The following is a 22,783-nucleotide window of genomic DNA, read 5'->3' as shown; positions in this document are numbered from 1 at the left end:
CAATGCCGGTCGGTTTTCTGACTCAAGAGCAACGCGACGGTTTTGGCCGCTATGTTGATTCGCCCAGCCGTGAAGAGCTGGAACGTTACTTCCACCTGAGCGATGAAGACCGTGAAGCCATCCAGGTGCTGCGGGGTAACCATAACCGTCTGGGTTATGCCGTTCTGCTGACCACCGTCCGCTTCGTTGGCGTTCTGCCGGACAAGCCCGCCGCCGTGCCGGTGGAAGTCCTGCAGGTGCTTTGCCGACAACTGGCGATTCCAGACCCCGACTGCCTCCAGCGCTATAGCGATCATCGCCGCTGGATACATGCCACCGATATTCAGAACCGCTTTGGCTATCGTCATTTCACCGATCCGGGCATCGGCTTTCGCTTGAGCCGCTGGCTGTATGCCCTCTGCTGGACGGGCACCGACCGGCCGGGAGTGCTGTTTGAGCGAGCCACCTCGTGGCTGTTCACACAGAAAGTCCTCCTGCCTGGTGTGTCTCAACTAGAGCGCTTTATCGCCCAGTTGCGCAGTCGGGTCGAAGAACGCCTCTGGTTTACGCTGGGCCGCAGCGTGACTGAGGAACAGCGATTGCAACTGCAAGACTTGCTGACGGTGGCCGAAGGCAACCGCAGCTCCCGGCTGGATCAATTGCGCTCCGGCCCGGTCATGGTCAGTGGCCCCGCGTTGATTCGGGCACTGCGCCGGCTCGATGACGTGCGCGGCATCGGCATCACCTTGCCGGCGGCGGCGCACATCCCTCCCAGCCGTATCGCCGCCCTGGCCCGCTTCGCCAACACGGCCAAGGTCACCGCGATTAATCGGCTGCCGGCGTCGCGGCGGATGGCGACACTGGTGGCCTTCGCACTCTGCCTGGAGGCGACTGCGCACGACGACGCACTGGAAGTCCTGGAGGCCTTGCTGCGCGACCTGTTCAGCAACGCGGAGAAGGCCGACAAGAAAGCCCGCATGCGCAGCCTGAAAGACCTGGATCGGTCGGCCGCGACGCTCGCCGCCGCGTGCAAGGTCGTGCTGGACAGCTCGATCAGCGATGACAACGTGCGCGCCCGGCTGTTCAACGACCTGCCGAGGACCACCCTGGAAAAGGCCCTGGAAGAGGTCAACGCGCTGATCCGCCCGGTAGATGACGTCTATTTTCTTGCATTGGAAGCGCGCTACCGCAGCGTGCGCCGCTTCCTGCCCGACCTGCTCAAGCACATCCGCTTCGGCTTCAGCCCGGCCGGCAAGGGCGTGGCGGCTAGTCTGGAGTGGCTGCAACTGAACCTGCCGCGCCGGAAGCCAGAGGATGACGCGCCGCAGGAGATCGTGGCCAAGGCTTGGCAGAAGCACATCACCCGCGAAGATGGCTCCCTCGACATGGGTGCCTATGTGTTCTGCACGCTCGATGCGCTGCGCACGGCCCTGCGCCGCCGCGATGTCTTCGTCTCGCCCAGTTGGCGCTATGCCGACCCGCGTCTTGGCCTGCTCGACGGTGCCGAATGGCTGGCGGCGCGACCGATCATCTGCCGGTCACTGGGCCTGACCATCGACGCCAAAACCACCCTGGACGCCTTGTCCGTCGAGCTGGATGCAACCTGGCTGGCAGTAGCCGCGCGCCTGCCCGACAACCCGGCGATTCAACTGAGCGAGAACACCGAGGGCAAGACCGAACTGTCGCTCGGGGCGCTGGACAAGCTGGACGAGCCCTGCTCGTTGCTGCAACTGCGGGCGGCCGTGTCTGACCTGATGCCGCGTGTCGATCTGCCGGAAATCCTCTTGGAAATCGCCGCCCGCACTGGCTTTTCCGAGGCCTTCACCCATGTCTCCGAACGCAATGCACGCGCCGACAACCTGGTCACCAGCCTCTGCGCGGTGCTGTTGGGCGGGGCCTGCAACACCGGCCTGGAGCCCTTGATCCGCACCGACAACCCGGCGCTGCGCCGTGACCGGCTGTCCTGGGTCAGCCAGAATTATATCCGCGACGACACCCTGTCAGCGGCTAACGCCATCCTGGTCGGAGCGCAAAGCCAACTGGAACTGGCCCAAGTCTGGGGTGGCGGCGAGGTCGCCTCCGCCGATGGCATGCGCTTCGTCGTACCGGTGCGCACCGTGCATGCCGGCCCCAATCCGAAGTATTTCGGCACCGGCCGGGGTGTCACCTGGTACAACCTGATTTCCGACCAATTCTCCGGCCTCAACGCCATCACCGTGCCCGGCACGCTGCGCGACAGCCTGGTGTTGCTGGCGGTCGTGCTGGAACAGCAGACCGAGTTGCAGCCGACGCAAATCATGACCGACACCGGGGCCTACAGCGATGTGGTGTTCGGGCTCTTCCGCCTACTTGGCTACCACTTCAGTCCGCGGCTGGCCGATGTCGGCGGTACCCGCTTCTGGCGCACGCGCCCGGACGCGGACTACGGCAAGCTCAACGGGCTGGCCCGCCAGTCGGTCAAACTCGACCTGATCGCCGAGCACTGGGACGACCTGCTGCGCCTGGCCGGCTCGCTCAAACTCGGCCGGGTGCCGGCGACTGGCATCATGCGCACGCTGCAAACGGGAGATAGACCCACCCGGCTGGCCCAGGCGCTGGCCGAATTCGGGCGGATCGAAAAGACTCTGCACACGTTGACCTATATCGACGACGAGTCCAAGCGCCGCGCCACCCTGACCCAGTTGAACCGAGGCGAAGGCCGGCACAGCCTGGCCCGCGCCGTGTTCCACGGCAAACGCGGCGAGCTCCGCCAGCGCTACCGCGAAGGCCAGGAAGACCAGCTCGGTGCTCTGGGCCTGGTGGTGAACATCATCGTGCTGTGGAACACCCTCTACATGACGGCGGCCGTGGAACGGCTCAAGCAGCACGGCTATCCAGTGCTGGAAGAGGATTTGGCCCGGCTATCGCCGCTGATCTACGAGCACATCAACATGCTCGGGCGGTATTCCTTTGCGGTACCGGAAGAAGTTGCGCGCGGCGAGCTGCGGCCACTGCGTAATCCAGACGACGACCTGTGATCCCCCTAAACGCTATGAGCAACACCCAAGCTGCTGCTGGATCGGCGGGCACTTCACCGAGCCGAACGAACAGAAAACGCAGCAATCCCCTGGGTTGGGGCGCAGCAGCGCCTTGCAGTTGCTGCACTCGTAATAGAACTGGCAGGCGTCCGTGGGCATGGTTTCCGGCTTGGCGAAGCCGCAGCGCGGGCAAGTCAGCACGGACTCAAGGACAATGGCGCTCATCGTGACCTCACTTCTGCACTGTGGAGGGGTATCCCGCGTTCGCGGTCGCCTCAGTCAGTGCCTCGGGCTGGGCCTTATCGGGATCGTAGGTGACGGTCGCCGTCTTCTGGTCGAAATTGACCTGGACGTCACTCACGCCGGACACCTTCTCCAGCGACTTCTTGACCGTGATCGGACAGAGTCCGCACGTCATGTTCTGCACGTCGAGCGTGACGGTTTTCGGGGGAGCCGCCAGCGCCACGAAGGGCAAGGCGAAAAGCACGGCGATCAGCAGTTTGCGCATGGTTAATCTCCTTCAGTAGAACAGCGGGGCGAGCCACGGCACGGCCAATAGGCCGAGCAGCAGCACGCTGACGATCCAGAACACGAGTCGCTGTCGCACGAGCGTGCGCGGATCGGCGCAGGGTGTACCTGGCGTACAAACCTGTGGCACCAGGTAGAGCTTGCGGAATGCCAATCCCAGGAACAGTAGAGTCAACCCGATGAAGAGGGGGCGTAGTGGCTCCATCATGGTCAGAGCGCCCACCCACGTACCGCCGACACCGAGTGCCAACAGCACCAGTGGCCCGACACAGCACACCGACGCACCGATGGCGGTCAGCGAACTCGCGACCAGCGAGCCTTTCCCGGTGAGTTGCATCCCCATTCCCATCTCCTGAGCCTGATTGCCTAGGTGCTATTCTAAACTCCGTACCAAAGTACGGAATCAAGGAGAAAGTGATGGCCACAGAGCTGACCATTGGCAAGCTGGCAGACGCCGCCGGGGTGAACGTCGAGACGATCCGCTACTACCAGCGACGCGGGCTGCTGGATGAACCAGCCAAACCCTTGGGTGGCCATCGGCGCTATCCGGTGGACATGGTGAAGCGACTGCGTTTCATCAAGCGGGCTCAGGCGCTGGGTTTCACGCTCTCGGAAGTCGGTGGACTGCTGACGCTGGATGAGTCGTGCGCCTGTGCCGAAACGCGAGCACGGGCTGCACGCAAGCTCGCGTTGATCGAGCAGAAGATGGCCGACTTGGTCGTCATGCAGCAACTGTTAGGCGAACTGGTGCAGCAATGTGATGCGGGAGACGGCGGAACGATCTGCCCGATCATCGAGGCACTGATCAGAGAGTAATGCCTGGCGGGTGAGCTGGAGATCGGAAAGCCCCTTTACGGTGGGATTCAGAGCTTACGTTGGTTTTTGGTTCCATTGCTCCCCAAACCCCTTATTAAACTACCACCCTTCATCCGAAAACCACAAGAAATACTTGACAAATTGACAAAATGTCAATTCAGCAAACTATTCATCCGTGCCAGAAGCTGCTGCTTTACCACCTCTAAAGCCTTCCAGCAGAGCGGCCTGCAGGGTTCTGTTCAGTTCACGCAGCTCCTTGTTCTGTGCTTCTAGGGCGCTCAGGTTCTGTTGGGTAACCTCCAGACGACCGCGGGTCTCAGCGGCATCGTCAGTGGCCTTCGAGCGCTGAATCCGCAGCTGGTCGATGAGCGTCAAAGCTTGCTGCAGCTCCTTGCCGACCTTCTCTGTTTTGCCTCTCTCTTCATCCCGAACCCTGGCGGTCTCCATCATCAGGTGGTTTTCGGTTCTCTCAAGGTGCTCCTCCGCGGCAATCCGCGCAGTCTCGGCCTTCGCACGTGCAGACTCAGTCGCATCGTTTGCTGATTGGAGCTGCTGCTGAAGGCGCTCAAGCTCTCCGCGATGCATGTCCTGGGCACGCTCAACTACGCCACTGTGCACATCCTGCAGGCGCTTGATTTCCTCACCATGAGCCTGACTTGCGGCAGTGAGTCTCTTGTTGAGATCTGCGACCTCAGCTTGAAGTTGCCGAATATAAGCACTCGACTGATCCAGCTGATCGGTCAACCGCTCCTTGTCCGCGATGAGGCCAGCGAGCTCTCTGCTCTGGGATTCAAGGCTAGCAGTAGCTGCCCGCTCATTGTCCTGCGCCGCCTTGGCGGCATCAACGGCAGCCGCTGTCGCCGTCTCAAGCGCTTTGCGCTCAACCGCATGAGTCTCCTCGGCCGCCTTTAGAGCGACATCCCAGATCTCATCAAGCTTTTCGCACACTGCGTTTGGAACACCAGGTCTTCGCAGCCTGGCGCTCAGAATAGGGCCGGTCTCACTCCAGAACCTTTTGATTTCCTCGTTCACCAGATTGGGCGAGGCTTTGAGGTCATGGTGAATGTATATGCACTCGCGAATTTCCGCCTGGCGAACCTCGCGACCCGCATCAAGCAGCTCTCTCGCGTAAAGGTGGACAAGATCTCTGGTGCTCAGCCTTTTGTCAGATGGGAGTCCGGTGTTGGCCATGAGGCGTATCCTTGGAGATAGGGTCGGGAGACTAGGAGCCGGCGACCTCGGCGAGGGGCCAGTACGTGCCTTGGCCGCTCCTCACAGGGAGGGGGCTGGCCTTAGAGGGGAGCATACACTCACGTCTCTAAAACAACAAATTCGTATTGGATATCATACGTAACGTATCCGAAAAATGAAAAACTCGTGAATATCTCCGATTATCACGAGTTTTTTCAAGCAAGAAAAAACGCCCCTTCAAAAGCCCATCGCTATCAGTAGCTGGCTTTTCAAAGAGGCGTTTTTGATTACTCGTTAACCCCTATGAACAAAGGGGTTCTGACAAATTTGCTTGCGCTGGAGATCAAGCATCAACGTCAGCCATAAATGCGAAGCCACGGCCAAAAATGCGAAAGCAAGGCAGCACCGGATCTGCGGGGCACCATAGCTGAAACGAACCATGGACACTTTTCAAACCCTAGCACAGAGCGGCCGCAACCCGATCATTGCCCGATCAGCTGCAGAAAACCTGCTGTATTGGCAAAGCCTCACTGATGCTCCTGGGTCAAACGCCCAGGCAAAACCGTCTTGTTGAGCAGTCTGGCGCCGGCGGTGATCCAGACGTCTGAGGCATGGCTGCCAACGGCGGGAAGTAATTCGTGAACTTGGAGGATGAACGCAACGGTCCAGGAATCAGTTCCGGAAACGTCCTCAGTATTACTTCCGAGGACAGAGCCCCACGGTACCTTGCTCATAAGCCGCGGCGACCACTGGGATGTACGGACCCCGAAGACGCTCCTACGTCGATTCTGATCAATTCGCAGGGGCTAACATCACCAGATTTCACACAGGAGCACGTAAAAAATCCATCTTCTGGGCTCATCTCAGGATTCAACGGGCGCAGCCAACCTGGCTCATCCAACTACTTGATTTCATCGTTAATGCCCCTAAAATCAGGGATTTCACAACAAAAGACTTGCGCTGTGGATCAAGCCAAAAATGCAAAGATTTCTCGTGGGCTGCTGCTCCTGCGCCCTGGGAAGCTGTCCCGAGATGACTTCAAGCAACTGATCCTACATAAGGGTTGGCGCATGGCTGATGTGGCATGCCGTTGGTCAATTCGTCCAGAGCACATGAGCCGCATCGCTGCCGACGAGGACAGGGACTTCAAATGGGACGACCTGGCCCGGGCTTTACCAACGCTGAGCCCAAACGAACAGGCTGCGGTGAAAGCAGCTCGCATGGTGCTGGCGCCACCAGCCAAACGGCAGCGCAAGATCACTCAGGTGCAAGATGCACCGATCGAGGTGCCAGTAGCGGTCGCAAGCTCTGCAGCTGCTGATAAGCCCTTCACTTGGAATCATGATGACGACGAAGATGACGAAGAGTTCGCAGGGGTCGCCACAGACGGCTATCGCTGGAGGCGCTACCTATCCCGCGGTGCCGAGCTGGTCGTCGACAGCGAGATCGACAACTTTGCGACGTTCGGGTCCATTCTGGTAGTGGTTGCAACACGGGAAGGTGTCGATTCGGCTGGAGGCGTACAGGAAGAGTACCAGTGCGAAGCACCATCAGGCTCGCAGCGATGGTTCGAGCCCGATGAGATTGACGACTGGCTTGTCTACAACGGCAAAACGCGAGACTTACGATGAACACGAACACTCCAGCCATACACAGAATTCCGTACCTCCAGGCCAAGTCAGAAGTTGCGCTGCTTGATCGCGAGCCTGTCGACGTCATTGACCAGGTCGATGTGATCCAGGCAGATAACGACATCGAAGCAGCTTGGATGTGGCTCCATGCCAAAGGAACGAACCCTAAGACTAAACGGGTTATGCGGAAGGAAGTGGAGCGGTTCATCCTCTGGGCATTGCACACCCTGGGTAAACAGCTCTCCCAAATAACTGTGATGGACATCACCCAGTACATCGGCTTTATGGCTGACCCACAGCCGGCTGAGGTTTGGGTATCGCATACAAAGCACAAGCGCTCTCATCCAGACTGGAGACCGTTCGCTGGACCACTTAGCAAAGCGTCGCAGCAGTACGCCCTGATCCAGATCGGCAGCATGTACAAGTGGATGATCCAGGGTGGACGCCTTAAAGCGAACCCAGTGTCGCTCGTGGCCAAGCCCCAAGTCGACGTCGACTTGACGATCAAACGGCTGCTTCCCGAGGCAGCCATAGGCTTGGCATTTGAGGCTATCGCAGCTACAAAAAGCCCACTCAAACGAGCTCGCGACCATTTCATGTTGAGCTTGTTCTACATGACCGGCGTGCGAACGTTCGAAGCGACCGGCGCTACCATGGGCAAAATCCGGCGATCAGCAAGCGGTACTCTGTGGTTGGAGGTGCTGGGCAAACGAAACAAGGTTAGAGATGTGCCGATATCCGAAGACCTCTATGAGGACTTGTTGCAGTATCGCCACGCGTTCGGGTTGTCACGTGAGGTGCCAGTGAAGGACACAACCCCCCTCCTCCTCGCCTCGAACTCAAAGCTCAAACGCGCGCATAACGACACCATTTTGAAAGCAGTCAAAGAGATCATGCATCGTGCTGCAGCCCTGGCAATAGAGCGCAGCCAGTTCGATTTGGCCGATCGACTTGAGGAGGCCTCAACGCACTGGCTCCGCCACTCGTGCTTCAGTCACCTTGCCAAAGCTACTGGTGACCTGGTGATGATCAAGGCTCTGGCTGGTCACAGCAAAATCGAAACCACCAGTCGTTACCTGCATACGGAGGACGACGCTTTGCATGCGGGTGTCGTTCAAACCCTAAGCACCCCTCGACTACACCGGTAAATATCTCCAGGCCTCAGTGTTGTTGAATCAGTGACGGTGGCTGCCAAGGCCACCCTTCGCTGATGGCCCGGCTGCTGTGAGGGATGAAGCATCGTCCGACCATTTTCGACGAACAACTCTCATACCTGCAGTGTACGTCCTCCGCATAGAGCCCTCTCCGTTACGACGGACATCTGAGCGCCCTACCCTCGATATTTTTGTCGCTAAATCAGTTAATTACCCAAAATCATCTGGTTGACAGCGTTTTAACCCAGACACTACCAGATGACAGATTTCAGTAAGTGTTCTATCTCTATCAGGTAGAAATGCGTTTTTTCTTGTCTGACCGTATGGATTCGTATGAAAATGCGGCCATCCTACCTACCTGACCTCGGTAAACCACATGACTTCAGCTGCTGCGCCACTCGATCAGTACATCTTCACTGATTTCACTCAGCTAACCTTCACCCCACAATTTGTGGCTGAACGCTTGATGATCAGCACGCAGACACTCAAAGCCATCGAGAAGGAACACGACCTCAACATCGCACGTGTCGCACGCGGATCCGTAGAGGTCAGGAGCTACACGCTAGCTGACATGTTCCTGATTGCGTCGATTCGTCGTGCAAATGGGAACACTAAAGGGTTTTCGAGACCAATCACCTGCTCGACTTACGTCCAAAAAGGTGGGACCGCGAAAACTACCACCACTTGCAATATCGGCATCGAGTTCGCTTTGGCAGGTTTCAAGACCCTGATCATTGACAACGATCCTCAAGCCGACGTGTCCAGCATGCTGGGCTATGACCCTGACCAGACTACCGAGGAGCTTGTAGAGCTTGGCCTTCCTGCTGACAGAGCAGTAGAGGGCCACCTCGGGAACCTGATCCGTCTCGGAAACTTCCCAGAAATGACCCTGGACCAAGTGATCAAAAAACCATTTGGCGAGCACGGCCCCCACCTCATCCCAGCTTACGATTCCTTGGACGATATGGACGTTGTGCTCCGTAACGCCCAGGGTGCCGACTTCCGGTACTCACTGTTCATCGAACGAGCTCGCAAAGGTCAGCTCCCTCACTGCGACTTATCAAGCTATGATGTGATCATCATGGATAACGCACCTTCTGGAACCATGCTATCCCGGAACAGCCTGGCCGCAGCTGATTTCCTGCTGTGCCCAATCCGTATGGACAAATTCTCCTTCCGTGCGCTATCTCGACTGGCCCACAAGATCAATGAAATGAGCACCGATTTCGGTCGGGCTCCAGAGATCGTTGCAGTTCCCACCATGTACATGCGCAACCGCCCCCGCCTACAAGCGAACCTCGCTCGCTTGTCCAGTTTGTTCCCAGGGAAGGTTACGGAACAACCGCTCTTCCACTCCGAGGACTACTCGAAAAGCCTGGAAGACGGCGTACCTCTTTCCCTCTGGAAACAAGGTGGTGAGAACTCTTTGGTCGCGTTCCGCAATGTGTTCGAGGAAATGGTTGGCCGAATCAAAACAGTCCTGGAGAAGGGTAAATGAGGAGTTCTAGCCCGATCGGCAAGCCTACTGTGATCGCGCCGGCGGAGGGTTCGTCTAGCATCCAGGGCGTACATGTTCCGAAGGTTATTCCGGAAGCTAACCTCCGGCCGATGAGCGAGGTGCTCAGTTCTTTGCACCTTGATGAAGAAAGGGACAGTTCAGCGGAGCCGCTGGAACGTGCACCGGTTTCTGATGCTGATCACGTTCACCAGCCGGGCTTGGATGACATTTTCTTGAGCGGCGAGCGCTTGCCAGGCGAGGCAAAGTTCTTGCAATTGACGCTCATACGCCGCGGGAAGTATCAGCCACGCCGCAAATTTGACCCCGAGAAACTCGGCCTTCTCGCGAACACGATTGAAGATAAAGGCCTCAACAACGCGATTATCGTTCGCCCTCTTGCTGACGGTACTTACGAGCTTATTGCTGGTGAGCGCCGGTTCCTGGCTCATGAGCTGCTCCGAAAAGCCTACATCTACGCGCTCATCCGGAATCTGTCGGATGCGGAAGCGGCGATCTTGTCCGTTACGGACAACGATGCCCGGGAAGACCTTACTGAATTCGAGCGTGGTGCAAGTTACAAGAAGCTTCTCGATGACAAGGTTGTACAGTCCCAGGCGGAGTTGTCCCGCCGTGTCGGTCGAAGCATGGCCACGATCAGCCGCTGCCTTGCTTATTTCAAGTTGCCTGAGGGTGTCATTTCACTGCTGGAAGAAGATCCTGACCTGATTGGTAACAGGGTTGTCTCCGATATGGTTGCTTTGGCTGACAAGGGACATATTGAAACCGTTCTGGCCGCCGCAAACCGTATTAAAGAAGGTGCATCCCAGGACAGCGCAATCAACTGGGCCAAAGGTGAGATTCGGCGCAAGACATCACCTCAGGCCCCTGTTCCTCCGCGGCAAATCGATTACAAGGAACGCACCCAGCTGGATGCCCGTATCGATGGGCGCAAGTTGATTCTCACTCCTCCCAAAGGCATTGATCCCGCAGAGGTCCTCGCATACATCGAGGAGATGCTCAAAACGCGTAGTTAAAATCCCTTCCGCCGCCGGTCCCTCCGGCGGCAAGGCGCCCTCGCCTTTCCTTTTTTAATCCACTGATATTGTTGAGTTTTTCGTAGTTTCACTGTGAAAAGCTCGGTCTCGGATCACATCACTTCTTGTCCTCCTGGCTATTTTTCACAGTGAAAAATAACGCCCCCTCCTAGGCGTTTCACTGTGAAAAACTAGCCCCTATTCCCATCTCAACTATGTAGCAGCTCCCTCCATCAGCGCTCACTACCAACTGCGCACTGTGCAGTGTTTACTATGCAGTGCACACCTCACACTGCTCACTGCTCACTGCGCACCGCATAGCCAGCTCATTTGCTGGATGAATGAAGTCACGCCGTCATGCTTTTCACTGTGAAACGCTCTAGCAGCCCTTCTCCTAGCCAAACCATTTCACAGTTCGACGCGCTCCCGCCGATTGCTGTAATGCGGGTCGTTTCACAGTGAAAAGGTAATCGGCTTCCACCTGCTCTCTTCCTTCTCCGAGTCGTGCCCAGAAGTCTCGTTCTGCTCCTGCGATCCAGACATCACCGGCGCAGCTGGCAAGTTGCCGAGCACCGACCCATCCCCACTTTTCACGGTGAAAAGTGCGCTCGGGCACTTGGGCGGAACTCCTTACCAAGCCGGGTGCTACCGGACATCTTCTAGGAGACTCAAGTTATGAGCAGCCGACTGCCGAGTTGAATAGCCAGCGTCCAGGAATGTGCATGTTGTGAATGCCCATAGATTTCCGCCTCCCTTTTCACGGTGAAAAGACTACGGGTTGCTGGTCTGGGGTAGTGCCTGCAGATCCAAAGGAAATGGACATGAGTGATCCGACTTTGCGCGCCTGGCTTCAATCTGGCATCGAGCTTTTCACGGTGAAAAGCCGCGGCCCCCTTCATATACGGACAGGTTCCGGGTTTCTATTTCACTGTGAAAAGCTTCACCTCGGTGAGGGAACTCATGGATTCAAAACGCAGCTCAGTACGTAAACAGGTATCGAACTGTCCTGGCTTAATCAGCTCCGTGGTGCAATTCGCGCCACTGGCGGCATTCCGACGTTTTCACAGTGAAAACCCGCGGGGTGGCACACCATTACGAGCGGTTACCGCGAACTGCTCTCCACCATGCCCAACGGTCATAGGGGATGCGAGGATCGACAGGGTTAACGGCAGTGCATTAAATCCGTGCCGGCTGCTGGATCAAGCTGTGCGTTTCACAGTGAAAACACTCACAACCAAGAGCCCAGATAACGGGCCAGCTTGTTAAGAACCTGCTGCTTTTGGGTTCATACAGCGAGGGTCCCGAGTCGATGGTCATGCCATTGAGCTGTGCCCCGCTGCACGCGGTGACCACCGCCGTTGCCCGTAGCGTACTGCCCCAGGCAACGGCGGAAAGAGGCGGATCACCGGCTACCTTTGATACCGGGGCGGGTTCGGTTTGAATCAAGGCCGGCGACATGATGACGACTCTCCGGCCAGGACCAGGCGAAGCGGCTTTAAGGCACGGTCAGGGCTGTTTTCTCGCGCAGCGTTCTGCCTTCGTATTTCTCGCGGAAGCGGATCCGGCCGGCGGCGCAATTCGGGGCAGCACGTACTCGACGAAATCATCGATGCCATGGGTATAAGTGAGTGGGCGCGATGTTGACGCTATCGGCGGGTTCCTCTTCGACCCAAGCCTCCATCTTGTCGCCCACGTCCTGACCGGTGCTGACGATGGCCAGGTGCTCCTGGGCCTTCCAAGCGATGCGCTTGCACAGCTGAAGAATGCTCAGGCCTTTTCGCTGGGCGGTCTCGTAGTACATCTGCGCGGTGCTGCGCAGCCCGACGATCTCCAGGTTCGATTCCGGTACCGGGCCGTCAATCAACTCGCGTGGTCATTTCACTGTGAAACGTAGGGATGAAACGAGCTCATAAATTAGCCATTTCACAGTGAAAATCAGGCCCCCGGTCATCAAGGACTTTAGGTGAAGTGCATAGATGAACCGCCCAATTGTTCTCGCCTGCCCAACGTAACCAGTACATAGACGGTGCGTATGCTTGGCCTGGCATGGGGTCCTCCTTTGATTTGTAGAGTAGAGGGCGTGGGGCAAGCAGATCAATCTGTTACCATAGGATTCAATAAAAGTACGTTTACGTGTTATGCGTCGAATACAAAACCATGTGCTGCATAACAGCAGTGCAAGCTATGGCGCATACGCCCCCAAAAGATCAGGAGAAACGCATGTCTATTGCACTGGTATTGAGCGAAGGCTCCGGAACCATCTTCGAGAACAAGAACCGCACATCTGATGCAGCACCCGTGATGATCGGCTATATGGAGTTCCCGCTGAACAAGGAGCGCAGCCATAAGCTGAAGCTTGAGGTAGCGGTCTGGCTCAAGCAGAAGAACGGCTCGAACGAGAAGTTCTACTCACTGTCAGTAGGCGGGATCAATGCCAGCCTGTTCAAGGAAGCTGACAAGAAGGAAAAAGGTCCCGACTACGCGGGTAGCTTCGGCTTCAACCACGAAATGCGCATTGCAGGCTGGCGCAAAGACGGCGTGGATGGTGGTGCACCATTCATCAGCCTTTCGGTTACACCAAAGGTTAGACCGGTGAGCCAGCCGTCGCCAGCAGCTGACGCTGCTGCGCATGCAAACCCAGCTCAGGATGGTCTAGTGGATACAGGTGATCCTCGGTTCCAATTCTGATAACCCCAGACCCCGCTTAGCGGGGTTTTTTTTTGCCTGTTCATTTCCGCAGGCAGCTTCGAAGTCGAATCACGAGGTACTGGCCCTTCATCTCAACGGCAATGGACCTCAGCTTACTACCCAGGCTTAACCGCTGTAGGAGGGTGACTTCCGCGAAGCGGTCGAAAGCTCAAACTCTGACTGCAATTGGGCCTTCACAGCGTCATTGGCGCTCTCTGCCATATGTGACCAGGCCGCCCACAACATACGGCCCACATAATCATGCAGCCCTTCATTACTGGTCTTGGGTACCGTGTAGGCAGGCACTGCCGGCGCGAGGCCAGTCAAGACTGCAACCGATCAAGACCAGGGCCATGCTGCCCATACCCATAGAGAGAGCGTGTTCTGCGCACCTGGTTACCGCCCGGGCTTTAGCTGCGTGCGGGCTCGCTCGGTCCGACTGCCATTTAGGAGGCCTTGCCAGGCCGAGCAGATACATTATTCCCGCCAATTAGGCCGGCAACACGGCTGTTCCCGATAAGGCCACGGGCACTCTGGCAATGGTGTCCTATTCCCCCGTTATCGCCCATGCTCGTTCCATCAGACGCAGCATGAGCCTGACATCTTGTTTCGTAGCCTGGTCGACTCGATCGCCCCCCTTTTTCTCTCTGTCATGGCTCAAGTGACCCAGGGCTCTTGATCGAGGTGACCTGCTGGGACCGCCTGCAGTGTTTTCACGTGAAAACCTCATGCCGCCAATTGTGCCATGGCTAGAGGTGGCGTCCTTCGTAGGCGCGGACCTCCCTGGACCTGGCTGTCTGATCACAGGGCGAAACAGCGAAATGTGCCATCTCTAGAGGCACGACAGATCGAAATTGCCCAAATGTGCCATGGTTAGTGGGCAAAATTGGGAAGCCGTCCGAAATGTGCCATCTCTAGATGAGGTAAGGGCAGTGGCCACCCAGCCAAATGTGCCACGCTTCGAGTGTCTCCCCATCAGTCTTATGCCACTTTTCACAGTGAAAACTATATCAACGATGCCGATCGCGGGCTTCGTTCAACTAGTTCAAACAGGTTGAGTCATTATGCGTCGTGGCAATCCACTATTAGGGGGGGCTAAGGGGGGAGTCGCACCTCCCTAGAACATCAATTGTGCCATCGTCAGGGGGAGGAGGGGTTCTGTAGGTGTCTGATAAGGCTGAAGAAACGAAATGTGCCATTGTTAGAGCACTGCTAAAGCAATTTCGGCAGATCGCTGCGTTCGTGTGCCACGAATCGTGCTGAAGAGTGCCATCGTTAGGGAGGGTGCCGATGCGAAATCGATCATCAGTAATGGCTGGAAAGCCCGTATTTACTGGGATTGGCCCAATTGTGCCATTGCTAGGAAGCCACAGGCCTACCAGTGGCACAATTCACGAGATCGCCTAGCGATGGCACAGTACGGGTCTAAAGGTGGCACATGTTTCTAAGGATGGCACCGGAGCCATCTACCGCCGGCACATTAGTCTCGGAGGATGGCACTGTTTCCCCTGGAGATGGCACAGAAAAATGGCTAGAGCCCTTGTGTATCAAGGGTTTGAGTGATTCACTAACAAAGCTTTAAAAAAGCAGTGAAAACAGAAACAAGCTGTTGTAGGTTTTTTGCTATCGCTTTTTTGAGTCAAAAGCGAAGGGCAAAAGCGGTACCTAGGGATGGCACAATTGGGCACTGACGTTGGAACCGTATTTTCGTTGACCAGAAGTCATACGTTCGAGTAATGTGCCACCACAGTCACCGATGGCACAATTCACATGGACTCAGAAACCCCCACACCGCGAGCTCCGAGAGCAAAGCGTACAGCCGGAGCGACAACGGATACCAGTCCAGCTAAACGCAAGAGGGCACCCAAGCTCCAGGTCGTTCGTGATGTAGAGCCATCCAAAGCCGTAGAGCTGAAAAAGGCAACCGAAGCCCTCTCGATGCGAAACGTCTCTGCCGCCAGTGACTTCACATTCCTTCAGCGAAAACTCTACAACACCCTCCTTCAATTCGCCCAGCAGCGGCCGAGAGAGGAGATGGTTCATGAGATCCCGATCAAACAGGTCGAGGACAACATTGGACACACCACGTCGAACAGCCGTGATTACCTCAAGAAGGTACTCGTGAGCATGTCTCAGACCCAGGTGGAGTTTGACTACAAGGGTGAAAGCCCTGGGCGCAAGAGCGAATGGGGCATCGCAAACCTGATCGCTGAAGCCTACATCTTGGAAGATGGCCAGACCCTTCGCTTTTCGTTCCCACCGGATCTGAAACGCCGGCTACTCGACCCAGCGATCTTCAACTTGATCGACTTGCGGATGCAGTACCACTTCTCCAGCTTCTCTGCTCTCACTCTGCACGAGATCACGTCTCGCTACCTCGGCTCACCCATGGGAGAGACGTACCGTGCACATTGGTCTGAGTGGAGCGTTGTGCTGTCAGGATCTGCTACGCCACATGCCGAATTTCGCGACTTCAACAAAATGCTGGGTCGCGCAATCGACCAGGTCAACAGCATTGAACGCAGATTCCGCATCTCACCGCACGTCACAAAGCTAAACCGGAAGATGGACAAGCTTTGGTTCAAGCTGGAGACACTGATTCAGCCTGGCCTAGACCTTGGACCATCACCAGAGCTGGTTAGCCAGGACGTGTCAAAGCGCCTTAAAGCACTGTCCTTGAGTCAAAAAGATATCGATGAGCTTGGCATGACTCACGATGAAGAGTACCTGCTTGCGCAAGCTGACTACACCGAGGCACAGATGCGCAAGGAAGGGGCTAACGTTGCAAGTCCAGCGGCATATTTCAAGGCTGCAGTAGCCAACAACTACGCCAAGGCGCCAACTCAACAGAAGGCCGCGGAACCAGGCAGGGGCAAAAAGCCAGCCGCCTCTAAAACCGGTGAGAAGTCGAAGCCGGCGCAGGCGCCATCGCAAGCGCCGAAAGCAGCACCATCGAACCAAATGGCAGACCTGCTGGAGCAGTGGGGAGCAGCTCAGCGTGAAGCTATTCGCGCCCAGTTCATGGAACTGTCGGACGAGCAGAAGAAAGAGCTTGCGGAGAAATATGAGACCGAGCTGCGCAAAGACGATCTGGCCTACTCGCAATACCGGTCGAAGGGTTTGAACACGATGGTGATCAATTGCTTGGTAGCGATCCAGTTCCAGGAGCGTTTCCCTGAGACCCCAAGCTCGGAAACACTCCTGCAATTCTTGCTGGGTGGAGCGAAGATCTAAAGCTATCTGTGGCCGTTCGAGGACGGCTGCGGGGCTATCTGTGCGGTGCGCTGGACAATGTTCAACAGCGTATCAGCGGAGAGGAAAGGGGAGTTCTTCAGCATCTGCTCAATGAGCAGAGTCACCACGCCAAAGCAGTCGCCTGGCCCGATAGGCACCGATCGAGGTGGCCGGCCTTTCGTATTCACTGAGAGAAAAACCTTCCCGGGCTGATTCTCGATCGTGAACCACTTTTCGTTTTGTGCACCATGCCCTTTCCCATCAAACTTTGTCTGCATTTGCATGAAGGTCGCCAGCACGCCAGGCAGCTCGCGTCCAGATAGCTGAATGCTGATCTTGTCAGACCAGTTGAATCTCTTGGATGCGGTCGACTCCGCGGCTTCGATCCTAATCGTGTGCTCACCGCCCCTGGTCATATCGGACTGGAAGCAAACGGCGACCTTTCCGCCGTACACGTGCCGAGTAACAAAGGTCTTCTCGCCTGCAGGCTCGCAGGCATTGTCGGAAGTGACAGGCTCCTCGGCAGCCTCAATATCCGCAGCTTCGATCAGCACCTCTGGTTCCAGGGATGCACTGTGCTGCGAATGAGCGTTCCGGTAGATTTCGCACAGAGACTGACCAACATCTGAGTCTACGTAACCACCATTGGCCCATTGTTTGAGATCTTGAGAGAACTGCGGGCCCTCGGATTTCCCAATGCTGATCAGCACTGGGAGGGATGGTTGTGGGAGCTTGGCCTGGAGGATGCGCTCGGTACACCCTGGTAGAATCGTGAAGAAAACTCCACGAAGATAGTGCAGGGCTGAGTTGTCGCCGGCTTTTGCCCGATCGATCGCGTCGGTGAGGTCATCACCCTCTGATTTGTAAACCTCATCGAGCACTTCGATGTCGGGTGCAGGAATTCGCAAACTAGAGAGCTTGGCAGATGCAGACTGGGCATCGAAACGCATAAAGAAGAACCCTTGGCTCAGTAAAATACCGTTCGTAGCCTTACGGATACTAGCAATAGGGTCTTTTCTTATCAATACGTGTTATATCCCATTTGGGAATAACTACGCAAAAGATACTACAGGATGTCTATATCCAGGGCTTTGTTTAGCTCGTCTTCAATGTCGACGGAGCAGCCATCCAGCTGGAAATCAGATTTCGCCAGTACGCCCAACGCCATCATGATCACTGGGGTTCCGAGATCAATACGCTTTGCTACGATCCTGATAGCAGCAAGATCGCGGAGGGAGGGCTTAGGGCGACCTGTGCGCCACGAGTTGAGCGTCTCATACGGCACATCGATTTTCTCGGCGGCCTCCTTCAGGTCTTCTGACCAAGTGGCTGCGATCAGTTCATCCAGAATGAAAATCGGGGATGAGGCGACGTCTGCCTTCGTGACCTCTTCGAAATAGGCCGCGGTCTCATGGCTCTGGCTGACAGCTTTCGAATTGAACACCGCTGACTGCTGAATCAGACAGTAGTCCGACCAGCGAAAAACGTCCGCCATCTGCAGAACTCGGAACCCCGAGCAATGAAGAAATGCAGCAATAAGGTCGATTCGTTTTCGATCCAGTACGTCATGGAGGGGGCGCGGTTTGGCTTTTGACTCATCCCCAAAACAACTGGCCAGCGTGTCTGCGGTGAAACCACAGGCCTTGCTAGCCTCTTGGAAGGGGAGCGATAGCAGTTCAGATCTATCGATTATGGCCTGATATAGGCGGAGCCCTGGGTTCACTACAAATCCTTCTCTCTTAACCGATCATCAGCACTGATTCAGACACACGTTGTCGGCAGCTATCCAACAAATCATGAGAGAGGCCAAGAGATTTTGCTATCTCTGGGTCCACCCAGTCTGCGAGTGATGATCTATCCAACCCCATAACCACGCCATAAGCATAGGTCGAGGATACTGATAGCAATTGGCCAAGGATATCGGGTAGGGGGGATCTATTGGAATACGTGAGCAACGCTTTTTGGATTGGGGTCGGGAATTTCCAGCGCTTCAGCAGCTCTGCTCCAACCTCAGCATTGTCAAATCCAAGCTGCGCCTGCTCGACAGGACGCCGGCCGACAAGATCGAATGCATCAACGGATTGAACTACAGTGCAGGCTTCATCGGGCATTACCAGGTGAATGAGTAGAGCGCCTATGCCTTGCATCAAACCCGTAGTGAAAGCGATATCCCGTTCTGCACCTATGCTCTCCGCCAGGGCAGATGCCATGAACGCAGTATGCAAACCCATTTTCCAGTAGGTCGGCATATCAATGCCTGGTGCGTCCGGCAGCGCCTTCAGTAGGCCAGTCGTGATAATGGTGGTACGGAAGTTGTGTATGCCAATTGTAGATATGGCATCTTCGAGACGGGAGACAGTTCCGCTGCGTCCGAAATAAGCAGAGTTGGCCGTGCGTAGTACTTTTGCGGCGAGAGCCTGGTCAAGGCTCACTGCTTTCACAATGCTGGACAACGGCACTGAGAGATCCCTAGACATCGCTAGTAGCTCCATAACCACCGAAGAGATCGTGGGTAAGGCTGCGGGATTCTTGAATATTTTTGCTAGGGCTTTCATAAAAAGTCTCAGTGAAATTTTGAGCCATCTATCCGTAGGTAGAAATTCAAATTGTAACGTCTTGAACAGGCACGGTCATTAATGATTCAAGAATTGGAAACCTGCGCCGATAGTGTCAAATGGCCAAAAAAAAGTAATTTCAGCAATCCGTAACGCGGAGATGTACGTCACCTGTATTGATTAAATTTTGATAGTATTTTTCGTTATTGGTTCGTGATTTCATCTTACACACGCATGTGACACATCCCCTGAGGCAAGGCAGTTAGGCGAAAAGCCTCAACAGCACACTCTTTCAGGAGACCCACATGATTTCGTACCCACAACATAATCAAGCGCAAACTCGTTCCCTGCTGATTTCCGGACTGTTCCCCAATGGGGAGCCGTTCGCGGAAGAGGTCCAAGCCGATTCTTCCTACGTAGCCCAGATCAAGGTGCTCGCCCAGTGTCGCTATAGCGATCTGGGTGGTGACCTGGATGTCACCGGGCTGACAGATGCTGCCACTGGGTCATCTGTACAGGACTCGCTACTGTCGGCCAAGCAGGACCTCCTCAGCGAAGTAGAGGCTGTCGAGTATGTGATTCACACCGTTCAAAATTCCCTCAATAATGGCCGCACGTTTTCAGCTGGTTCCACCAGCGAGTTGCGCGCTTACGTTGAGTTCTTCGACCTCATCCTATCCGAGGCCCCTCATGCGTTTGACGGGCTATGCTCCGGCGATCGGGTGGCAGATGATGAGGAAATCACCCTTGATTTCGAAGATTCCAGTTCCGCTGAGTTTGCGCTCGTGCCGGCAGATGCTTTGCTGACGCTGGCCACCTTGGCGCTGGGGGAGGGGAGGGCTGTTGCCGCTTATCAGGTACTGACGATGGCGAGCATCACCCGTGTTGCATTGAGCAAGGCCTGCATTCGGGCCTTGGTGTAAAAAAGACCTTCTGGATACCCTCCAGAAGGTCTTTTTTTTACCACTGCATTTTCAGTTGGTGTAGCTCACTGATGCGCGCATGCAACTGGTCCTGGAAGTGAGCTACCTGGCCTCTCAGAAGCACCCAAATGCTCGTAAAGCAGTCACCCTCTACCCAGCCTGCCCTTGCTGGATCAACGATGCAGCTGATGGTGCCGGTGAGGTCGGATGCAATGAAGCTCAACCAAGTCTCCCCCTCAATGAGTGCGCTCTTGGGTGGCTCTGAAATCAAGTAGACGCCCTCGAAGTTACGGCCGGCAAGCAGTGTTGCAATGTGGTGGTGGCGGCCGCTTTCTGCGTACTCATCAGCGTTGCAAATCATGGAATTTCCGTCGACTCAGTAGAAAAAGAACAGCACCTAGGGTATAGTAATTTTTATGCAAATTAGTTATAGATACTTGTTTGCTGAATTGCACACCAATGAGGATTACGCATGAGCAAGTTGGCTGAATTTCGTGCTGCAGAGAAAGCACTGCAAGAGCAACTTTCTGCTTTGGAAGCGCTGAAAAATGATTCAGGGCTGCAACGTGAGATTGAGTTCGAAGAAAAGCTCAAAAGCCTGATGGAAGAGTACGGCGCGAATTTGGGCAAGGTCATCGCCATACTTGACCCGGCTTCAAGTCTGCGCAAAATCAATGCACGGCCAGAAGCCGATCGTCAGCAACGTAAGCCACGTGAGGTCAAGGTCTATAAAAATCCCCACACCGGTGAGACTATCGAGACCAAAGGCGGCAATCACCGCCAGCTGAAAGAGTGGAAAACTCAGTATGGTGGTGACGTCGTCGAATCCTGGAAAAGCTAAGCCCCATTAGCTCTTCACAAAACCGGCTTCTGCAGCCGGTTTTTTTTCGTCCAAAAAAAACCCGCATAGATGCGGGTTCTTATTTAAGTGCGCTCTGCTTGAAGCCGCTGCTCTACAGCTTTTCTCATGCGCATTTCGTAGTCGATCCGCTGCTCATAACGAGCCAGGGCCGTTGCATCGGGTTTGGTCTCGTTGTTGCGCCACCGGTAGATCGTCATTTTGGTCACCCCAAGTATGGTGGCCATGTCTTCGTCTTTCTCGGTATCGATGGCGAGGCGAGTCATCCATTCAGCCAAGATGACGTTCATGTCCCGGTCGAAACGCAAAAGGCGTTCTCTCCGGTGCGGCTCCTCTGCCAGAAGACCCCGAGCCTTTTCCATTACCTCCGTGGGCACCGACGCAGTCCGGCCATAGATGTAGGAGGAGAGTCGAGGGAGACCGATGCCCAGGGCAAAGGCGTAGTCTTGATTGCGTAGGCCCAGGTCAGAGCCGATCTTCACCAGTTCTTGCTGATCAACCGAAAGCTCGGCCCGGCTTCCGCCGCGGGGACGCTTCACACCAGCATCAGCTGGCTTGGATCGCGATGAAGTGTCCGTATCGTTTTCTTGGTCGTCCGTAGGCTGAGGTTGTACAAGGCGTACCATTGGATCTTGATCCATGGCATAGATGCCGGAACTGGCCACTGTTTGTTCTCCGTTGATCACCCGTTTAAGTGCTGCGGCCATTTTAATGGTGGCAGCTTCTGTATCGATATCTCGATCGTGGTCTACTTCTACCTGGTCGGCTAGACCGACTTGCTCCAGTTCCTCACCCTTCTCTTGCATGTCCTCGATGGAGCGATGATTGATCATCAGCTTCTGGCGATCTCGCAGGACTTCTCGGCTGACGTTGTGCGCCACAGCGTACACAACCGCATAGACGGCATCCTGATCTTCAATCTTAGCCAGCATAGAGCCGAAGAAGACTTCCAGCGTCCTTTGCAGGACCTCTTCAAAGTCGCTGAGTTCGCACTTGTTTTGACGGAGCTTGACCCTGCAGATTTTGCGAACGCGCTCATCGCGATCCATCTCGAAGGCCAGACGGTTCACAAACTTGCGTGAGCGGTCCACATTCGAGATGTAAGTCCCGCACAGCTTTTCAAAGGTCGAGGGGGGGCCGGATGGCTCGGAGGGGGGGAGTGACTCGATGTCGGTGTCTTGCACAAGCCCTGAAGCAGTCTCTTGCTCCAGGGCATCAATCTTTTCTACTGCCATAAAGGGCTCGTTGATTTATCCAACCTACGCAGCCACGGTATCCACAGATCGGTCCAGTTGAGGGAGAGCGACACTCCTGAATTGCGCCAGCGAACTGGACACATCGAGGAGGACATTGATGCCGGCGGCCAAGATCTCAGTCTTGATCTCAGGGTAGGCACTCATCGCGTGCTCGATCCGCTCACCTACTTTTCGGATCTGGTCCGCTTGGCTTAGATCATCCACCCCGAACACTGTGCTGGGGTTCTGACCAGGTTCCACACCAAGGGCGTCCAGGCCGATTTCGATTGGGGAGTACTCGTGGATCATGAAGCATTACCTCTGGTAGCGACCGCATAAGGTCGCTTTTATTGATTATACGTACGTGACAGAGAACGTCAATCAAATCCATAACGCGTAAGTGGAAGACTGGTCCGTTTCAAATCGTTGTACTGTGCATTA

General features: G+C 55.7%; 21 protein-coding genes. 10 read left to right on the top strand and 11 right to left on the bottom strand.

Annotated elements, in window-relative coordinates; genetic code table 11:
- Positions 1-2 precede the first annotated feature (2 nt).
- Positions 3-2,996: a Tn3 family transposase gene (locus tag LMH93_RS27980; RefSeq protein ID WP_003299771.1), complete on the top strand. Its 2,994-nt coding sequence runs from the start codon at positions 3-5 to the stop codon at positions 2,994-2,996.
- 12 nt (positions 2,997-3,008) lie between these two features.
- On the opposite strand, the gene LMH93_RS27975 is transcribed toward LMH93_RS27980, so the two are convergent.
- From LMH93_RS27975 to LMH93_RS27965, 3 genes are read right to left on the bottom strand one after another with little or no spacing between them, the layout of a single operon-like run.
- A complete protein-coding gene (locus LMH93_RS27975; protein ID WP_003089113.1) occupies positions 3,009-3,221 on the bottom strand; it encodes a GDCCVxC domain-containing (seleno)protein in 213 nt (70 codons plus the stop codon).
- Between the two features lie 7 nt (positions 3,222-3,228).
- Entirely contained in the window at positions 3,229-3,504 is a 276-nt protein-coding gene (gene merP, locus LMH93_RS27970; RefSeq protein ID WP_003150552.1) for a mercury resistance system periplasmic binding protein MerP, read from the bottom strand.
- 12 nt (positions 3,505-3,516) lie between these two features.
- Positions 3,517-3,867: a mercuric transporter MerT family protein gene (locus LMH93_RS27965; protein ID WP_003089115.1), complete on the bottom strand. Its 351-nt coding sequence runs from the start codon at positions 3,865-3,867 to the stop codon at positions 3,517-3,519.
- Between the two features lie 74 nt (positions 3,868-3,941).
- Between LMH93_RS27965 and merR the strand changes: the two genes are divergently transcribed.
- Complete coding sequence (merR, locus tag LMH93_RS27960) at positions 3,942-4,340, top strand: Hg(II)-responsive transcriptional regulator (RefSeq protein WP_003089120.1); 399 nt, start codon at positions 3,942-3,944, stop codon at positions 4,338-4,340.
- A gap of 165 nt (positions 4,341-4,505) precedes the next feature.
- Here merR and LMH93_RS27955 read toward each other — a convergent pair whose 3' ends face one another.
- On the bottom strand, positions 4,506-5,531 hold the full coding sequence (locus LMH93_RS27955) for a DNA-binding protein (protein ID WP_023383815.1): 1,026 nt from the start codon (positions 5,529-5,531) through the stop codon (positions 4,506-4,508).
- A gap of 962 nt (positions 5,532-6,493) precedes the next feature.
- On the opposite strand from LMH93_RS27955, the gene LMH93_RS27950 reads away from it, so the two are divergent.
- The 4 genes from LMH93_RS27950 to LMH93_RS27935 all read left to right on the top strand — a co-directional run bounded on the left by LMH93_RS27950 (position 6,494) and on the right by LMH93_RS27935 (position 10,848).
- Positions 6,494-7,162 carry a hypothetical protein gene (locus LMH93_RS27950; RefSeq protein ID WP_023383816.1) on the top strand — a complete coding sequence of 223 codons (669 nt, stop codon included), beginning with the start codon at positions 6,494-6,496 and terminating at the stop codon, positions 7,160-7,162.
- The gene (locus LMH93_RS27945; RefSeq protein ID WP_054893896.1) at positions 7,159-8,310 is read left to right on the top strand and encodes a tyrosine-type recombinase/integrase; all 1,152 of its coding nucleotides are present in this window, start codon (positions 7,159-7,161) and stop codon (positions 8,308-8,310) included. The genes LMH93_RS27950 and LMH93_RS27945 overlap by 4 nt, the downstream gene beginning before the upstream one ends.
- A gap of 382 nt (positions 8,311-8,692) precedes the next feature.
- Positions 8,693-9,814, top strand: a complete 1,122-nt coding sequence (locus tag LMH93_RS27940) for a ParA family protein (RefSeq protein WP_023383511.1) — start codon at positions 8,693-8,695, stop codon at positions 9,812-9,814.
- Positions 9,811-10,848: a ParB/RepB/Spo0J family partition protein gene (locus LMH93_RS27935; RefSeq protein ID WP_023383512.1), complete on the top strand. Its 1,038-nt coding sequence runs from the start codon at positions 9,811-9,813 to the stop codon at positions 10,846-10,848. Before LMH93_RS27940 ends, LMH93_RS27935 begins: the two co-directional genes overlap by 4 nt.
- A gap of 1,603 nt (positions 10,849-12,451) precedes the next feature.
- On the opposite strand, the gene LMH93_RS27930 is transcribed toward LMH93_RS27935, so the two are convergent.
- Positions 12,452-12,712: a xenobiotic compound monooxygenase A subunit gene (locus tag LMH93_RS27930; RefSeq protein ID WP_023383513.1), complete on the bottom strand. Its 261-nt coding sequence runs from the start codon at positions 12,710-12,712 to the stop codon at positions 12,452-12,454.
- 356 nt (positions 12,713-13,068) lie between these two features.
- On the opposite strand from LMH93_RS27930, the gene LMH93_RS27925 reads away from it, so the two are divergent.
- Both LMH93_RS27925 and LMH93_RS27920 read left to right on the top strand, forming a co-directional pair.
- Positions 13,069-13,536 (top strand): hypothetical protein, encoded by a 468-nt coding sequence (locus LMH93_RS27925; RefSeq protein WP_023383514.1) that lies wholly within the window; start codon positions 13,069-13,071, stop codon positions 13,534-13,536.
- A 1,770-nt stretch (positions 13,537-15,306) separates the two neighbouring features.
- Positions 15,307-16,770 carry a RepB family plasmid replication initiator protein gene (locus tag LMH93_RS27920; RefSeq protein WP_175442762.1) on the top strand — a complete coding sequence of 488 codons (1,464 nt, stop codon included), beginning with the start codon at positions 15,307-15,309 and terminating at the stop codon, positions 16,768-16,770.
- A gap of 2 nt (positions 16,771-16,772) precedes the next feature.
- Here the strand turns inward: LMH93_RS27920 and LMH93_RS27915 are convergent, their stop codons facing one another.
- From LMH93_RS27915 to LMH93_RS27905, 3 genes are all read right to left on the bottom strand, one after another.
- Positions 16,773-17,720, bottom strand: a complete 948-nt coding sequence (locus tag LMH93_RS27915) for a hypothetical protein (RefSeq protein ID WP_023383516.1) — start codon at positions 17,718-17,720, stop codon at positions 16,773-16,775.
- Positions 17,721-17,836: 116 nt separating this feature from the next.
- Positions 17,837-18,493: a hypothetical protein gene (locus LMH93_RS27910; protein WP_023383517.1), complete on the bottom strand. Its 657-nt coding sequence runs from the start codon at positions 18,491-18,493 to the stop codon at positions 17,837-17,839.
- Between the two features lie 16 nt (positions 18,494-18,509).
- Entirely contained in the window at positions 18,510-19,325 is an 816-nt protein-coding gene (locus LMH93_RS27905; RefSeq protein ID WP_054893895.1) for an HDOD domain-containing protein, read from the bottom strand.
- Positions 19,326-19,630: 305 nt separating this feature from the next.
- Between LMH93_RS27905 and LMH93_RS27900 the strand changes: the two genes are divergently transcribed.
- Positions 19,631-20,248, top strand: coding sequence for a hypothetical protein (locus LMH93_RS27900; RefSeq protein ID WP_023383519.1), 618 nt, complete (start codon positions 19,631-19,633; stop codon positions 20,246-20,248).
- A 37-nt stretch (positions 20,249-20,285) separates the two neighbouring features.
- Here LMH93_RS27900 and LMH93_RS27895 read toward each other — a convergent pair whose 3' ends face one another.
- Complete coding sequence (locus LMH93_RS27895) at positions 20,286-20,609, bottom strand: hypothetical protein (RefSeq protein ID WP_023383520.1); 324 nt, start codon at positions 20,607-20,609, stop codon at positions 20,286-20,288.
- Between the two features lie 111 nt (positions 20,610-20,720).
- Here LMH93_RS27895 and LMH93_RS27890 point away from each other — a divergent pair, with 111 nt between their 5' ends.
- Entirely contained in the window at positions 20,721-21,089 is a 369-nt protein-coding gene (locus LMH93_RS27890; RefSeq protein ID WP_023383521.1) for a histone-like nucleoid-structuring protein, MvaT/MvaU family, read from the top strand.
- Positions 21,090-21,172: 83 nt separating this feature from the next.
- Here LMH93_RS27890 and LMH93_RS27885 read toward each other — a convergent pair whose 3' ends face one another.
- The gene (locus tag LMH93_RS27885) at positions 21,173-22,342 is read right to left on the bottom strand and encodes a hypothetical protein (RefSeq protein ID WP_023383522.1); all 1,170 of its coding nucleotides are present in this window, start codon (positions 22,340-22,342) and stop codon (positions 21,173-21,175) included.
- Between the two features lie 24 nt (positions 22,343-22,366).
- A complete protein-coding gene (locus LMH93_RS27880; protein ID WP_023383523.1) occupies positions 22,367-22,651 on the bottom strand; it encodes a hypothetical protein in 285 nt (94 codons plus the stop codon).
- Positions 22,652-22,783 lie beyond the last annotated feature (132 nt).

Origin of the sequence: Pseudomonas sp. CIP-10 (assembly GCF_020911845.1) — a bacterium.
In the GTDB taxonomy this organism is placed as follows: Bacteria; Pseudomonadota; Gammaproteobacteria; order Pseudomonadales; family Pseudomonadaceae; genus Aquipseudomonas; species Aquipseudomonas alloputida.
The sequence above is the reverse complement of the archived record's forward strand: the minus strand, read 5'-3'. Positions and strand labels throughout refer to the sequence as shown.

Coding starts and splice junctions, on each gene's coding strand:
- LMH93_RS27980 (WP_003299771.1), top strand. CDS start 3: ATGCCGGTCGGTTTTCTGACTCAAGAGCAACGCGACGGTTTTGGCCGC.
- LMH93_RS27975 (WP_003089113.1), bottom strand. CDS start 3,221: ATGAGCGCCATTGTCCTTGAGTCCGTGCTGACTTGCCCGCGCTGCGGC.
- merP (WP_003150552.1), bottom strand. CDS start 3,504: ATGCGCAAACTGCTGATCGCCGTGCTTTTCGCCTTGCCCTTCGTGGCG.
- LMH93_RS27965 (WP_003089115.1), bottom strand. CDS start 3,867: ATGGGGATGCAACTCACCGGGAAAGGCTCGCTGGTCGCGAGTTCGCTG.
- merR (WP_003089120.1), top strand. CDS start 3,942: ATGGCCACAGAGCTGACCATTGGCAAGCTGGCAGACGCCGCCGGGGTG.
- LMH93_RS27955 (WP_023383815.1), bottom strand. CDS start 5,531: ATGGCCAACACCGGACTCCCATCTGACAAAAGGCTGAGCACCAGAGAT.
- LMH93_RS27945 (WP_054893896.1), top strand. CDS start 7,159: ATGAACACGAACACTCCAGCCATACACAGAATTCCGTACCTCCAGGCC.
- LMH93_RS27940 (WP_023383511.1), top strand. CDS start 8,693: ATGACTTCAGCTGCTGCGCCACTCGATCAGTACATCTTCACTGATTTC.
- LMH93_RS27935 (WP_023383512.1), top strand. CDS start 9,811: ATGAGGAGTTCTAGCCCGATCGGCAAGCCTACTGTGATCGCGCCGGCG.
- LMH93_RS27925 (WP_023383514.1), top strand. CDS start 13,069: ATGTCTATTGCACTGGTATTGAGCGAAGGCTCCGGAACCATCTTCGAG.
- LMH93_RS27920 (WP_175442762.1), top strand. CDS start 15,307: ATGGACTCAGAAACCCCCACACCGCGAGCTCCGAGAGCAAAGCGTACA.
- LMH93_RS27915 (WP_023383516.1), bottom strand. CDS start 17,720: ATGCGTTTCGATGCCCAGTCTGCATCTGCCAAGCTCTCTAGTTTGCGA.
- LMH93_RS27905 (WP_054893895.1), bottom strand. CDS start 19,325: ATGAAAGCCCTAGCAAAAATATTCAAGAATCCCGCAGCCTTACCCACG.
- LMH93_RS27900 (WP_023383519.1), top strand. CDS start 19,631: ATGATTTCGTACCCACAACATAATCAAGCGCAAACTCGTTCCCTGCTG.
- LMH93_RS27895 (WP_023383520.1), bottom strand. CDS start 20,609: ATGATTTGCAACGCTGATGAGTACGCAGAAAGCGGCCGCCACCACCAC.
- LMH93_RS27890 (WP_023383521.1), top strand. CDS start 20,721: ATGAGCAAGTTGGCTGAATTTCGTGCTGCAGAGAAAGCACTGCAAGAG.
- LMH93_RS27885 (WP_023383522.1), bottom strand. CDS start 22,342: ATGGCAGTAGAAAAGATTGATGCCCTGGAGCAAGAGACTGCTTCAGGG.
- LMH93_RS27880 (WP_023383523.1), bottom strand. CDS start 22,651: ATGATCCACGAGTACTCCCCAATCGAAATCGGCCTGGACGCCCTTGGT.